Genomic DNA, 13310 nt, shown 5'->3' with positions numbered 1-13310 from the left:
ACGGTTGGCGCCAAACGGTTGGTCGGCTTGCAATCCAAAGGGGGCAAGCGATGCGGGAGGAGGATGTGGCGGAGGACGCTGGCCGTCCCGCCGACCCCGCCGGACTGCGGCGGGTCTTCGACACGGTCGGCGTGGCGATTGCGCTGCTCGATCGCGAGGGGCGCATTGTCGATCTCAACGCGGCGATGCTGCGCGCCATCGGCTGCCGACCGGACCTCCTGATCGGGCAGCACATGGCCGGCGCCTTCGTCTGGGGCGGCCGGGAGGACGCGGCGGACCGCTTCGCCCAGGCGGTGGCCGGCGCGGGCCGGGGAATGGTCCAGGAACTGACCCTGACGGGCGACGGGACGTGGCTCGACATCGCGCTGACACCGCTCCCGGGCGAATCCGGTGGAGAGCCCGCGGGAATCGTCATGACCGCGGCGGACGCCGGGCGCCGCGTGGCCGCGGAGGCGCAGCTGCGCGGGCAGGAGGAGAGCCTGCGCGCCGCGCGGGACGAGGTGGCGCGCGCCGGCCAGGCCAAGGTGCGCTTTCTGGCCGCCGCCAGCCACGACCTGCGCCAGCCCGCCCAGTCGCTGACCCTGTTCGGCGCGGTCCTGGCGGAGCGCCTGTCCGATCACCCGCAATTGCCGCTGGTCCAGACGATGAACCGGGCGGTCGAGGCGATGCGTGGCCTGCTCGACGCGCTGCTGGACGTGGCCCGGCTCGACTCCGGGATCGTGTCGCCCGACATGGCGCCCGTCGCGGTGAACGAGATGCTGGAACGGCTGGAGGCCGACTATGGCCCGCGCGCCGCCGCCAAGGGGCTGAGGCTGCGGGTGCACCCGCTCAAGGCGCAGGTCCGCAGCGACGCCGTCCTGCTGGAGCGGCTGCTGCGCCACCTGCTCGACAACGCGGTGCGCTACACGGCGTCGGGCGGCGTGCTTCTGGGGTGCCGGCGGCGGGGCATGATGCTGTGCATCGAGGTGGCGGACACGGGGGTCGGCATCCCCACCGACAAGCTCGATGAGATTTTCGAGGAGTTCGTCCAGCTCGGCAACGCCGAACGCGACCGCAGCCGCGGCCTCGGGCTCGGGCTGGCGGTGGTAAGGCGGCTGTCGCGTCTGCTCGGCCTGCCGGTTCGCGTGCGGTCGCGGCCGGGGCGGGGCACATGCTTTACGGTGGAGGTTCCCTTGCACGCTTCCTGGAATCCCAACGGGACGGACCGCGCCATGCCGTCCCTGGATCGGCCCGGCGCGCTGGCTTTGATCATCGACGACGAGGAACTGATCCTGCAAAGCCTGCGGCTGGTGCTGGAACAGTGGGGATGGGATGTGCTGTCCGCCGCGTCGGGGGAGGAGGCGTTGCGCCAACTCGACGGGGCGGAGCGGCTTCCCGACGTCATCATCGCCGACTACCGCCTGCGCTACGGCCGGACGGGGGTGGACGCCATCCGTGACATTCACGCCTTCGCCGGCGATCTCATTCCGGCGATCCTGCTGACCGGCGACACCAGCCCCGACCGCATCCGCGAGGCGCGGCGCAGCGGCTTCACCGTCCTGCACAAGCCGGTCACCCTGTCGGAGCTGTCGTCCCACCTGGAGGAGGCGAGGTCGCGCGCCGCGGCGGAGTGATGGGCGGAACGTTCGGTGAGGTTGCGGCGTCTACCGACGCAGGCCTTTGACGATCTCCAGATAGTCCGGCTCATCCGGCGTCAGCCAGCCGTGGCGGACCATGAAGTCGATGACGACGAGGGGCACGTTGAACTTCCAGTCCTTCGTCCCGCGGACCGACTCCGCCACGCGGTCCAGCGGCCACAGCTCGAACCGCTCGACCTCGCCGTCGGTGTTCCGTGGGACGAAATCCGCGTCGAGTTCCAGGTCGTAGAGGAACAGCGTGTCCTGCTTCAGCCCGGCCTCCGTCTCCATGCGGTAGGTGACGGCCCCGACGGGAATGGCCCGGGACGCCAGGGCGGCGTCGATCCCGGCCTCCTCCTGCGCCTCCTTGACGAGGTTCTCCGTCAGCGTCAGGCCGATCGGCTGGCCGCCGGCGATCATGTTGTCCAGCTTGCCCGGCGCCACCTCGCGGTCGCGGGCGCGGCGCCCGATCCACAGCGACAGGCCGCCGTCCGGTCGGCGGACGAAGCCGTTGACGTGCAGCCCATAGGAGAGGGTGCCGAACTGCGCCACCACCGCGCGGTCGATGCGCATCAGCGGCTCGGCTCCCCAGGCCGGGGCGACCGGGTAGAACTCGCCGCGCAGGGCGGTGACCGCCCCCGTCTCGACGAGGAACTGGGCGGCGTGCGCCAGCACGGTGGACCGCGCCTCGAAATCGCGCACCTCCGGGGCCAGCGTCACCCGGTCGGCGGTGACGACGAAACCCGGATCGACGCCGGGAAGCCGCTCGGCCAGCGCGTGGCGGACCCAGCCGAGACGGTGCCCTTCCAGCTCGAACGGACGGAAGCCGGAGAGGTCGTGCGCGTTGCACGCGCGGATGTGGTCGAGATAGCTCATGCGACTCCGTGTAGCCCCGCCGCCCCCCGCCGCGCAACCGTTCTTCCGCGGAACGATTCCCGGCCGGCCGGAGGCGTTGCGAGCCGGTTGCAAAGCACGTCCTCGCGGCGTACACACACGGCCTATCGGACTCGGGGGACAGGTCGATGCCGGCGGCGTTCGGGGATTTTTCCGTTCTGGTGATCGAAGACGAGAGCTTCACCCGCATGGTGCTGGCGCGGATGCTGGCCGCGCTGGGCTTCCGTTCCGTCCATCAGGCCGCCGACGGCGAGGCCGGACTGGCCGCCGTGCAGGCTCATGGCCCCGATCTGGTCGTCTGCGACGTGGAGATGCAGCCCATGGACGGGCTGGGCTTCCTGAAGGCGCTGCGGGCCAGCCCCGACGCCCGCCACCGCGCGCTGCCAGTGGTCTTCATGACGAGCCGCGCCGACCAGGGCCGGATGGACGAGGCCGCGGCCTTCGGCGCCGACATCTTCATCGTCAAGCCGGCCACGCCGGCGTCGCTCAAGGAAACGCTGGGCGCCAAGCTCGGCTGAGGACGCAGGGGCGGCCCGCGACGGCTTCGCCGGTCACACTTTTTCCCCGACCTGTGGCAGGACTGCAAGAACGCGGCCAAGTGCTTGATTCCAGCCGGCTTCCGGATTCACTGGAGATTGTGCGCCGCAACGGCAAAGGCGGCTCATCCAAATTCCGCCTTGTTGATCTGCTGTGATGAGGCTCACCATCCTTCTTTGGAAGGTGTGGACCGCGCCGATCGCCCATGCGTTAATATCCGGAGGCACGGCGGTGGTCACAGGCATGGAAGTGTGTTGTTAAGAAATAGACGGCACACTTAACGTTAACCGTAGCGCCTTAGTGGGTTAAGGCGCGTGGATGCACTGGAGGTCGATGGGTGATCGGCGAAGTCCAGCGAGTCCCCGACGAACGGCATCCGGGCCGCGTTCCGGAAGCCGGCTGGAAGTTTCAACCCCATCGAACGTCGTTGCTTTTGCCGTCCTTTCCGCCGGTGCTTGCGCGCCGGTTCTCCCGGACAACCCGGCCGCGTGGTCTATTACTGACGACCGGTGTGTCCGACCGCCCGTCTTTTCCGGCTATCAAGGCTTTCCTCCTGGAAAGCTCTAGGTCGAGCATTACATTCAGTTTTGAAGCATTCGAGTTTAGCACTCCGAAGGGGGCGCTTCATTTGAAGGGCAACTGGATAAAAGGTCTGGCTTTCGACGGTGAGCGGGGGTGCCGCGGGACCGTTGTGTCCGTGACGCCCCAGAGTTCGCACCTGCGGCAGGTGCCGCCCCCGCCGCCCGGGTCCCCCGGCGGCAGCCCCGACGCATCGGACTAAGAGACACGGAGAGCGGAATGTTCCCGGCCGACGAACTGTTCACGCGCTACACACAGTCCTACGAGGGGCGCCGTGAGGTCGAGATGAGCCTCACGGAATACCTCCAGGAATGCCGCGACGACCCGATGATGTATGCCTCCGCGCCGGAGCGCATCCTCGCCGCCATCGGCGAACCGGAAGTCGTCGACACCGCCAAGGACCCGCGCCTTGGCCGGATCTTCATGAACCGGACGATCAAGATCTATCCGGCCTTCGCCGACTTCTACGGCATGGAGGAGACGATCGAGCGGATCGTCGGCTTCTTCCGCCACGCCGCGCAGGGTCTGGAGGAGCGCAAGCAGATCCTCTACCTGCTCGGCCCGGTGGGCGGCGGCAAGTCGTCGCTGGCCGAGCGGCTGAAGTCGCTGATGGAGAAATGCCCGGTCTATGTCCTGAAGGCCGGCAAGGAGGTCAGCCCGGTCTTCGAAAGCCCGCTCGGCCTGTTCAACCCGGACGAGATGGGCGACCTGCTGGAGGACCGCTACGGCATCCCGCGCCGCCGCCTGACCGGCCTGATGAGCCCGTGGGCGGTGAAGCGCCTGGACGAGTTCGGCGGCGACATCTCCCGCTTCCGCGTCGTCAAGCTGCATCCCAGCAAGCTGCGCCAGATTTGCGTCACCAAGACGGAGCCGGGCGACGAGAACAACCAGGACATCTCCTCGCTGGTTGGCAAGGTCGACATCCGCAAGCTGGAGATGTACAGCCAGAACGATCCCGACGCCTACAGCTTCTCCGGCGGCCTGAACCGGGCCAGCCAGGGCCTGCTGGAATTCGTCGAGATGTTCAAGGCCCCGATCAAGATGCTCCACCCGTTGCTGACGGCGACCCAGGAGGGCAACTACGTCGGCTCGGAGAACATCGGCGCCATCCCGTTCCAGGGCATCATCCTCGCCCACTCCAACGAGGCGGAGTGGCAGACCTTCAAGAACAACAAGAACAACGAAGCCTTCATCGACCGCATCTGCGTCATCAAGGTCCCCTACTGCCTGCGCGTGCAGGAGGAGCAGCGGATCTACGACAAGCTGGTCAAGGGCTCCGACCTCGCGACCGCGCCCTGCGCGCCGTCGACGCTGGAGATGCTGGCGAAGTTCTCGGTGCTGTCGCGCATGCGCGACCATCCGAACTCCAGCCTCTACTCCAAGATGCGCGTCTATGACGGCGAGAGCATGAAGGAGACCGACCCCAAGGCCAAGTCCATGCAGGAATACCGCGACCAGGCGGGCGTGGACGAGGGCATGGACGGCATCTCCACCCGCTTCGCCTTCAAGGTGCTGGCCGCGACCTTCAACTACGACTCCAACGAGATTTCGGCCGACCCCGTCCACCTGATGTACATCCTGGAGCAGTCGATCAAGCGGGAGCAGTTCCCCGACGACACGGAGAAGAAGTACATCGAGTTCATCAAGGCCGAGCTGGCGCCGCGCTATGCGGAGTTCATCGGGAACGAGATCCAGAAGGCGTATCTGGAATCCTACAGCGACTACGGGCAGAACCTGTTCGACCGCTATGTGGATTACGCCGACGCGTGGATCGAGGACCAGGACTTCAAGGATCCGGACACCGGCCAGCTGATGAACCGCGAGCTTCTGAACCAGGAGCTGACCAAGATCGAGAAGCCCGCCGGGATCGCCAACCCGAAGGACTTCCGGAACGAGGTCGTCAAGTTCGCGTTGCGCGCGCGGGCCGCGAACGCCGGGCGCAACCCCTCCTGGACGTCCTACGAGAAAATCCGTGAGGTGATCGAGAAACGCATGTTCTCCCAGGTGGAGGATCTGCTTCCGGTCATCAGCTTCGGGTCCAAGAAGGACGGCGAGACCGAGAAGAAGCACAACGAGTTCGTGTCGCGCATGATGTCGCGCGGCTACACCGAGCGGCAGGTCCGCCGGTTGGTCGAGTGGTACATGCGCGTGAAGCAGGCCGGCTGACGGCCCGCTTCGCCACACGAGCGTGAACGGGTAGGAGGGGCTCCCCCTTGATGAACATCATCGATCGTCGCCTGAATCCGCAAGGCAAGAGCCTGGCCAACCGCCAGCGTTTCCTGCGCCGTGCCAAGGAGCAGGTGGTGAAGGCGGTGCGGGATGCCTCCGGCAAACGCGGCATCCAGGACATCGAAAACGGCGAGAAGGTGACCATCTCGACCGGCGGCGTTCGGGAGCCCTCCTTCCACCGCTCCGGCGCCGGCGGCGTGCGCGACTACGTCGTGCCGGGCAACAAGGAGTATGTGGAGGGAGACACCATCGCGCGGCCGGAGAGCGGCGGCGGCCGCGGCGGCAACGAAGGCAGCCCGGACGGGGAGGGCGACGACGATTTCCGCTTCGTCCTGTCCCGCGAGGAGTTCCTGGACATCTTCCTGGAGGACCTGGAGCTTCCCGACCTCGTCAAGCAGAAGGTCAAGCAGACGGAATCCCACTCGCTGACGCGGGCGGGCTACTCGGTGACCGGCTCGCCGGCCAACCTGAACCTCGTCCGCACCATGCGCAACAGCCTCAGCCGGCGCATCGCGCTGAAGCGCCCCAAGCCGGCGGACATGCTGGAGTTGGAAGCGCTCCTGCGCGAGGCGGAGGACCGCGGCGAGGACCCCGAGAAACTGCGGGAGATGCGCGACCAGCTGGAGCGGCACTATCTCCGCTCCAAGCGCATCCCCTTCATCGACCCGATCGACGTCCGCTACAACCGCTTCGAGACGGTGCCGAAGCCCATCGCGCAGGCGGTCATGTTCTGCCTGATGGACGTCTCCGGCTCGATGACCGAGCATATGAAGGACCTCGCCAAGCGCTTCTTCATGCTGCTGTTCCTGTTCCTGAAGCGGCGCTACCGGTCGGTCGACATCGTCTTCATCCGCCACACCCACGAGGCCAAGGAGGTGGACGAGGAGACGTTCTTCTACTCCACCGAAACCGGCGGCACCGTGGTCTCCACGGCGCTGGAGGAGATGCAGCGCATCGTCAAGGAGCGCTATCCGGAGAACGAGTGGAACATCTACGCCGCCCAGGCGTCGGACGGCGACAACATGTCGTCGGACAACGCGCGGTCGGCGGGTCTGCTGCGGGACGGCATCCTGCCGCTGTGCCAGTACTTCGCCTACATCGAGGTGGCGGCGGAGCACAACATGGGACTGTCGGCGCTGGGCCGCGAGACGGAACTGTGGCGGACCTACAAGACGGTGCAGGGGCCGGACCTGCCGATCGCCATGCGCCGCGTCCGCTCCCGCCGGGAGATCTTCCCGGTCTTCCGCGACCTGTTCGCCCGCGAGAAGGCGGGGGCCTGATTTCCAGCCCCCTCCCCTGCGAAGCGGGGGAGGGCCAGGGAGGGGGCAACGCCCGCCACCGCGACGCCGCACCAGAGAATCGGGGCCGACGCCCCACAGAGTATCGAGAGGATGTGAGGCATGAGCGCTGTGATCGACAAGACCGACAGCCTGCTCTACGACGGGGCGGACTGGGATTACGACCAGATCAAGCGCGTCTATGACGCCATCGAGAACATCGCCCTGAAGGACATGGGCCTCAACGTCTATCCCAACCAGATCGAGGTCATCACCGCCGAGCAGATGCTCGATGCCTATTCGTCCATCGGCATGCCGCTGATGTACAAACACTGGTCCTTCGGCAAACATTTCGCCCGCGACGAGATGCTTTACCGCAAGGGCTACCGCGGCCTCGCCTACGAGATCGTCATCAACTCCAGCCCCTGCATCAGCTACATCATGGAAGAGAACACCATGACGATGCAGACGCTGGTGATCGCCCACGCCGCCTTCGGCCACAACCACTTCTTCAAGAACAATCAACTCTTCCAGCAGTGGACGGACGCCGAGGGCATCCTCGACTATCTGGAATTCGCCAAGTCCTACATCGGCCAGTGCGAGGACCGCTACGGCCACCACGCCGTGGAGCGGGTGCTCGACGCCGCCCACGCGCTGATGAACCAGGGCGTGCACAAATACCCGAAGAAGCGCAGCCTCGACCTGCGGCTGGAGCAGAAGCGCGAGCGGGAGCGGCAGGAGTACCAGGAGCAGACCTTCAACGACCTGTGGCGCACCGTGCCGAAGGCCGCCGTCGGCGGCAATCGTCCGTCCAAGTCGGTGTCCGAGCGCAAGAAGCTGCTCGGCCTGCCGGAAGAGAACCTGCTCTATTTCCTGGAGAAGAAGGCGCCGCGGCTGGAGCATTGGCAGCGCGAGATCCTCCGCATCGTCCGCCACATGGCGCAGTATTTCTACCCGCAGAAGCAGACCAAGCTGATGAACGAGGGGTGTGCGACCTACACCCACTACACCATCCTGAACGAGATGCACCGGCGCGGGATGATCAGCGAAGGCGCGATGCTGGAGTTCCTGCATTCGCACACCTCGGTGGTGTTCCAGCCGGAGTTCGACGACCAGCGCTTCTCGGGCATCAACCCCTATGCGCTGGGCTTCGCGATGATGCAGGACATCCAGCGCATCGCCGAGACCCCCACCGACGAGGACCGCTACTGGTTCCCCGATCTCGCCGGGCGGGGCGACGGCATGGGCGCGCTGCGCGACGCCTGGGCCAACTTCCGCGACGAGAGCTTCGTGCTCCAGTATCTCAGCCCGCACCTGATGCGGAAGTTCAAGATGTTCAGCGTGCGCGACGACGCGGAGGACCCCTATCTTCTGGTCGAGAACATCCACAACGAGCGCGGCTACCGGGGCATCCGCAAGCTGCTGGCGCGGCAGTACGACCTGGGCTTCCTGGAGCCGGACATCCAGATCGTCGACGTCGATCTGGCCGGCGACCGCAAGCTGATCCTGCACCACCGCGTGACCAACGGCGTGCTGCTGGACGAGAGCGACGCCAAGGCCGTGCTGCGCCACATCGCCAACCTGTGGGGGTACGAGGTCCAGCTCGTCGAGGTGTCGGCCCTGTCCGACGCCATCCTGAAGGAGCACGCCGTCACCGCGCCCAGCGGCATCGGGGGGTGATGGGGGCGTTTTGCCCCCACCCCGGCCCTCCCCCGCTTTCGCAGGGGAGGGAGATAATCGCAGGACGGCGGCAGTCCCCTCCCCTGCGAAAGCGGGGGAGGGTCAGGGTGGGGGCGACGCCTCGGGGTCCAGCGTGTACAGCTCCTGCGGCCGACCCACGCCGCGCAGCAGGTAGCGCCCGACCGAAATCAGCCGCTCCCGGCATTCCGGAGCGGACTCGGTGAAGGCGGAGGACAGCAGGATGTCCTGGTCGAGCGACCGGCACATGGCGGCGATCCGGCTGGCCTCGTTCACCGCCGGGCCGACCACGGTGAAGTCCAGACGGTCCACCCCGCCGATGTTGCCGTAGAACACCTTCCCCTGGTGCAGCCCGAGGTAGAAGCGCGTCACCGGCAACCCGGCGGCGGAGCGGCGGCTGTTCAGCTCCTTGCAGCGCTCCCGCGCCTCCTCCGCCGCGTCGAGGGCGGCGCGGCAGGCGTCCTCGGCGCTGGAGCGGTCGAAGACGGCCAGGATGCCGTCGCCGATGAACTTCAACACCTGCCCGTGGTGCCGGTGGATGGCCGTCACCACCAGCTCCGCATAGTCGTTCAGCAGCGGCAGGATGGTTTCCGGGGCCGCCGTGTCGGTGATGCGGGTGAAGCCCTGGAGGTCGCTGAACCACAGAACGGCGTCCAGCTCCTCGGCCACGCCGCGGCGGATGTGGCCGCGCAGCACCCGATGGCCGGCGTCCCGCCCCAGATAGGTCTCGGCCAGCGTGTTGGCGATGTGCGCCATGGCGTGGCCGCGCAGCGCCAGCGCCAGGCTGCCGGTGAGGGTGAGCAGGGCGTCGCGCTGGGCGTCGCTGAAGCCGTCCGGGTGGTGCGACACCCAGGAGGAGAAGATGCAGTCCAACTCCCCAATGGCGGCGCGGGGGCCCAGGCGGTTGACGATGGCCATGTAGTCGGTGGCGCCCTGCGCCCGCAGCTCGTCGACGATCGGGAACTCGCCGCCCTCCGCGACGTCGGTCAGCCGCAGGCGCAGCATGGTCTCGCCCGACGTATAGAGCCGGTGGAAGGGACTGCGCAGCCATTTCTCGTCGATGTCGGGATCGCTGCCGTCGCCGCCATACTCGGTCCGGCGCACCTCGGCGGCGTTGCGGCCGCTGCTGTCCCAGGTGACCACATGGCCGGCGATGGTCGGGTGCAGCGTGTCCGCCCCGACCACCGTCCGGGTCAGCGGCACGCCCGCCGCGACCAGCCGCTCGCAGAAGCCGCCGATGAGGTCCGTTTCCGGCACCCCCCGCAGCCCGGCCTCCGCGATCCAGCGGCTGAGGTCGAGAATCCCTTGCGCATCCATGCCCGCCATCCTGCCACAGGTGGCGCCCTTCGGGAACGGAGGGTCAGCGGCGGGACAGGACGTCCGCGACGAAGGCCGTGACCGTTCCGAAGTCGCCGGTTGTCCGCAATTCGGCGGGCATGGCCTGAAAGTCAAGCTCCGGTCCGAAACCGATCATAGGCTTTCCGAAGCGCAGGGCCAGCCGGACCTCGTCCAAGGTCCCGTGGCGGCCCGGCAGGGCGACGATCACGTCGCTGGTCAGGATGTTGACGTGGTTGCGGCTCAGCTCCGTCGGCGGCGCGCCGGCCGGCTTGCGCGCGAAGGGCGTCAGGATGGGCAGGTCGATGTAGGGGTTGGGGTAGCCGGGCAGGGGCGCATGGCCGCGGATCGGGTCGGGCTCGGACGGCAGGATGCCGATGGAGCGACCCCGGCGCCCCGGCGTGCCGTGGAAGGCCCTTGCGGCCGACCGCATCACCCCGCCGCCGCCGCCGGTCAGCAGGTCGTGCCCGGCCCCGGCGATCCACGCGCCGAGCGGCTCGGCGTAATCCGCCCATTCCTCCTGCCCCGACCCCATCACCCCGATGATCGCCATGACCGTCCGCCTTTCCGTTACCGTCCGCGTGGTTTCGCCCGCGCCGTTGGTTCGGCCTCCAGCGGGTTGTCGGGCCAATAATGCTTGGGATACTGCCCCTTGAGGTCGGCCTTCACCGCCTTGTAGGCGTTGGCCCAGAAGCTGGCGAGGTCGCGCGTCACCTGCGCCGGGCGGCGGGCCGGGGACAACAGGTGCAGCAGCAGCGGCACCCGCCCGCCGGCGATGCGCGGCGTCTCGGCCAGCCCGAACATCTCCTGAAGACGCACGGCCAAGACAGGTTCCTCGCCGCTGTAGTCGATGGGAACGCGGGAGCCGCTGGGCACCTCGACATGGGTCGGCGCCTCCTTGTCCAGCCGCTGCTGCATCGCCCAGGGAAGCAGGCCGCGCAAGGCGTTGCCCAACTCCACCCGGTCGAGATGGGCGCGGCGCGAGGCGCCGTTCAGGAAGGGGGCCAGCCAGTCCTCCATCGTCGCCAGCAGGGCGGCGTCGGAGACGTCCGGCCACTCCTCCCCCTCCATGCGGCGCAGGAACAGGACGCGGGTCTGCCACTTGCGCAGCTCGTCGGTCCAGGGCAGGGCGGTCAGCCCCATTTCCCGGATGCCCTCCAACATGGCGGTGGCGATGGCCTCGGCGGGCGGGTTGGGCAGGCGCTTGTCCTCCAGGGCCAGGGCGAACAGCATGCGGCGGCGACGGGCCAGCACCGTCTGCTCCCGCCCGTCCCAGGCGACCACGGTCTCGCTGCGGATGTGCTCGGCGAAGGCCTCCTCCAGCTCGGCCAGGGTGAGCGGGGCGGCGAGGAAGATGCGCGACTCGCGGGCGGCCCCGTCGAGGTCGGCGACGGCCAGCCAGTCCTCGGCGCTCAGCGGCTCGGCGTCCTGGAAATAGGCGCCGCGCCCGTTGGACAGCCGGTACTGCGCGGCGGCCCCGCCAGCGCTTCCTCCGGGGCGGCGCTGGCCGATGCGGTCGGGGTAGGCCAGGGCGACCAGCAGGCCGGTGGCGCCCAGGTCGCCGCCGCCTCCCTTCACGCCCAACTGGCGCTTCCAGTTTCGGGCCTGCTTCAGCGCCTGCTGGGCGCCGCCGCGCTCCACCGTCAGGCCGCGTCCGGCGCCGCGCACCCGGCCCTCATCGTCGAGCCCGCGCAGCACCTCCACCCGCAGCCGCAGGTCGGCGTCGCGGAAACCGGGCTGGGCGCGGACGATGTCGCGCTCGCCGAGCAGGGCGGCGACCTCGCAGGCCAGCGCCCCCAGCCCCATCGCCTTGCCCTTCAGCATCATGTGGGCCAGCCGGGGATGCACGCCGAAGCCGGCCATGCGGCGGCCGTGGGCGGTGATGCCGCCGCCGGCGTCCAGCGCCCCCAGCTCGCCCAGCAGCTCCCGCGCCTGGGCCATGGCGGCGGCGGGCGGCGGGTCGAGCCAGGCCAGCGACGCCGGGTCGGACACACCCCACACCGCCAGCTCCAGCGCCAGCGGGGCGAGGTCGGCGTCCATGATCTCTGGCGGGGTGAAGGCGGCCAGCGCCTTGTGCGACGGCTCGGGCCACAGGCGGTAGCAGACGCCGGGCTCCAGCCGGCCGGCGCGGCCCCGCCGCTGCTCCGCCGACGCCTGGGAGACCTTGGCGGTGACCAGCCGCGTCATGCCGCTGCGCGGGTCGAAGCGGGGGACGCGCATCAGCCCGCCGTCCACGACGATGCGGATGCCCTCGATGGTCAGGCTGGTTTCGGCGATGGGGGTGGCGAGCACGATCTTGCGCGTGCCCGGCGGGCTGGGCGCGATGGCGCGGTCCTGGGTGTCCGCCGTCAGATCACCGTAGAGCGGGGCGATCACCGTGCCGGGGCCGAGGTCCGCCGACTCCAGAAGGCCCTGCACACGCCGGATCTCCCCGGCGCCGGGCAGGAAGACCAGCGCGTTGCCGCTCTCCTCGCGCAGGGCGCGGCGGACGGCAGCGGCCACGGCGTCCTCGACGCGGGTTCCGGTCGCAGGGGCGTCGAGATGACGGGTCTCCACCGGGAAGGCGCGGCCCTCGCTGGTCACCATCGGGGCGTCGCCCAACAGGGCGGCGACGGGGCCGCCGTCCAGCGTCGCCGACATCACCACCAGCCGCAGGTCGTCGCGCAGCGCGCCGCGCGCCTCCTGCACCAGGGCCAGCGCCAGATCGCTGTCGATGCCGCGCTCGTGGAACTCGTCGAACAGCACGGCGCCGACCGCCGGCAGTTCGGGGTCCTCCTGAAGCTGGCGCAGGAACAGGCCGTCGGTCACCACCTCGATCCGGGTCTTCGGCCCGACCTTGGTGTCCAGCCGCACGCGGTAGCCGACCGTCTCGCCGACGCTTTCCCCCAGCATCGCGGCCATGCGGCGGGCGGCGGCGCGGGCGGCCAGCCGCCGCGGCTCCAGCACGATCACCTTGCGCCCGGCCAGCCAAGGCCGGTCGAGCAGGGCCAGCGGCACGCGGGTGGTCTTGCCGGCCCCCGGCGGCGCCTGGAGCACCGCCACGCCGCGCCCGTCCAGCGCGGCCAGCAGCTCGGGAAGCACGGGATCGATGGGAAGGGGCGGGATGCTCATGGACACTGCGAATTTCTGGAGAGGGGCGCCGCCC

At 68.8% G+C, this 13310-nt stretch carries 10 protein-coding genes; 5 read left to right on the top strand and 5 right to left on the bottom strand.

The window, feature by feature from the left end; genetic code table 11:
* Positions 1-50 precede the first annotated feature (50 nt).
* The gene (locus DXK32_RS05540) at positions 51-1613 is read left to right on the top strand and encodes a hybrid sensor histidine kinase/response regulator (RefSeq protein WP_162801087.1); all 1563 of its coding nucleotides are present in this window, start codon (positions 51-53) and stop codon (positions 1611-1613) included.
* A gap of 30 nt (positions 1614-1643) precedes the next feature.
* Here the strand turns inward: DXK32_RS05540 and DXK32_RS05535 are convergent, their stop codons facing one another.
* Entirely contained in the window at positions 1644-2492 is an 849-nt protein-coding gene (locus DXK32_RS05535; RefSeq protein WP_114857601.1) for a DUF4743 domain-containing protein, read from the bottom strand.
* A gap of 146 nt (positions 2493-2638) precedes the next feature.
* Here DXK32_RS05535 and DXK32_RS05530 point away from each other — a divergent pair, with 146 nt between their 5' ends.
* Positions 2639-3028: a response regulator gene (locus tag DXK32_RS05530; RefSeq protein WP_114857600.1), complete on the top strand. Its 390-nt coding sequence runs from the start codon at positions 2639-2641 to the stop codon at positions 3026-3028.
* Between the two features lie 33 nt (positions 3029-3061).
* Here the strand turns inward: DXK32_RS05530 and DXK32_RS32015 are convergent, their stop codons facing one another.
* Positions 3062-3292, bottom strand: coding sequence for a hypothetical protein (locus DXK32_RS32015; protein WP_162801086.1), 231 nt, complete (start codon positions 3290-3292; stop codon positions 3062-3064).
* Between the two features lie 553 nt (positions 3293-3845).
* On the opposite strand from DXK32_RS32015, the gene DXK32_RS05525 reads away from it, so the two are divergent.
* The 3 genes from DXK32_RS05525 (at position 3846) to DXK32_RS05515 (ending at position 8812) form a co-directional block, all read left to right on the top strand.
* Positions 3846-5792, top strand: a complete 1947-nt coding sequence (locus DXK32_RS05525) for a PrkA family serine protein kinase (protein ID WP_114857599.1) — start codon at positions 3846-3848, stop codon at positions 5790-5792.
* A gap of 50 nt (positions 5793-5842) precedes the next feature.
* A complete protein-coding gene (locus DXK32_RS05520) occupies positions 5843-7135 on the top strand; it encodes a YeaH/YhbH family protein (RefSeq protein ID WP_114857598.1) in 1293 nt (430 codons plus the stop codon).
* Between the two features lie 120 nt (positions 7136-7255).
* Entirely contained in the window at positions 7256-8812 is a 1557-nt protein-coding gene (locus tag DXK32_RS05515) for a SpoVR family protein (protein WP_114857597.1), read from the top strand.
* 102 nt (positions 8813-8914) lie between these two features.
* Here DXK32_RS05515 and DXK32_RS05510 read toward each other — a convergent pair whose 3' ends face one another.
* From DXK32_RS05510 to hrpB, 3 genes are read right to left on the bottom strand one after another with little or no spacing between them, the layout of a single operon-like run.
* The gene (locus tag DXK32_RS05510) at positions 8915-10147 is read right to left on the bottom strand and encodes an adenylate/guanylate cyclase domain-containing protein (protein ID WP_114857596.1); all 1233 of its coding nucleotides are present in this window, start codon (positions 10145-10147) and stop codon (positions 8915-8917) included.
* 43 nt (positions 10148-10190) lie between these two features.
* Entirely contained in the window at positions 10191-10718 is a 528-nt protein-coding gene (locus DXK32_RS05505; protein WP_114857595.1) for a DNA-binding protein, read from the bottom strand.
* 17 nt (positions 10719-10735) lie between these two features.
* Positions 10736-13276, bottom strand: a complete 2541-nt coding sequence (hrpB, locus tag DXK32_RS05500; protein ID WP_114857671.1) for an ATP-dependent helicase HrpB — start codon at positions 13274-13276, stop codon at positions 10736-10738.
* Positions 13277-13310: the final 34 nt, after the last annotated feature.

Source organism: Azospirillum brasilense (genome assembly GCF_003349955.1).
Classification (GTDB): Bacteria; Pseudomonadota; Alphaproteobacteria; order Azospirillales; family Azospirillaceae; genus Azospirillum; species Azospirillum brasilense_B.
This window is presented reverse-complemented; position numbering and strand designations above follow the sequence as displayed.

What these genes read in the sequence shown, in the direction of transcription:
- DXK32_RS05520 (WP_114857598.1), top strand. Translation starts at nt 5,843, where the DNA reads ATGAACATCATCGATCGTCGCCTGAATCCGCAAGGCAAGAGCCTGGCC.
- hrpB (WP_114857671.1), bottom strand. Translation starts at nt 13,276, where the DNA reads ATGAGCATCCCGCCCCTTCCCATCGATCCCGTGCTTCCCGAGCTGCTG.
- DXK32_RS05535 (WP_114857601.1), bottom strand. Translation starts at nt 2,492, where the DNA reads ATGAGCTATCTCGACCACATCCGCGCGTGCAACGCGCACGACCTCTCC.
- DXK32_RS32015 (WP_162801086.1), bottom strand. Translation starts at nt 3,292, where the DNA reads ATGCCTGTGACCACCGCCGTGCCTCCGGATATTAACGCATGGGCGATC.
- DXK32_RS05525 (WP_114857599.1), top strand. Translation starts at nt 3,846, where the DNA reads ATGTTCCCGGCCGACGAACTGTTCACGCGCTACACACAGTCCTACGAG.
- DXK32_RS05510 (WP_114857596.1), bottom strand. Translation starts at nt 10,147, where the DNA reads ATGGATGCGCAAGGGATTCTCGACCTCAGCCGCTGGATCGCGGAGGCC.
- DXK32_RS05515 (WP_114857597.1), top strand. Translation starts at nt 7,256, where the DNA reads ATGAGCGCTGTGATCGACAAGACCGACAGCCTGCTCTACGACGGGGCG.
- DXK32_RS05505 (WP_114857595.1), bottom strand. Translation starts at nt 10,718, where the DNA reads ATGGCGATCATCGGGGTGATGGGGTCGGGGCAGGAGGAATGGGCGGAT.
- DXK32_RS05540 (WP_162801087.1), top strand. Translation starts at nt 51, where the DNA reads ATGCGGGAGGAGGATGTGGCGGAGGACGCTGGCCGTCCCGCCGACCCC.
- DXK32_RS05530 (WP_114857600.1), top strand. Translation starts at nt 2,639, where the DNA reads ATGCCGGCGGCGTTCGGGGATTTTTCCGTTCTGGTGATCGAAGACGAG.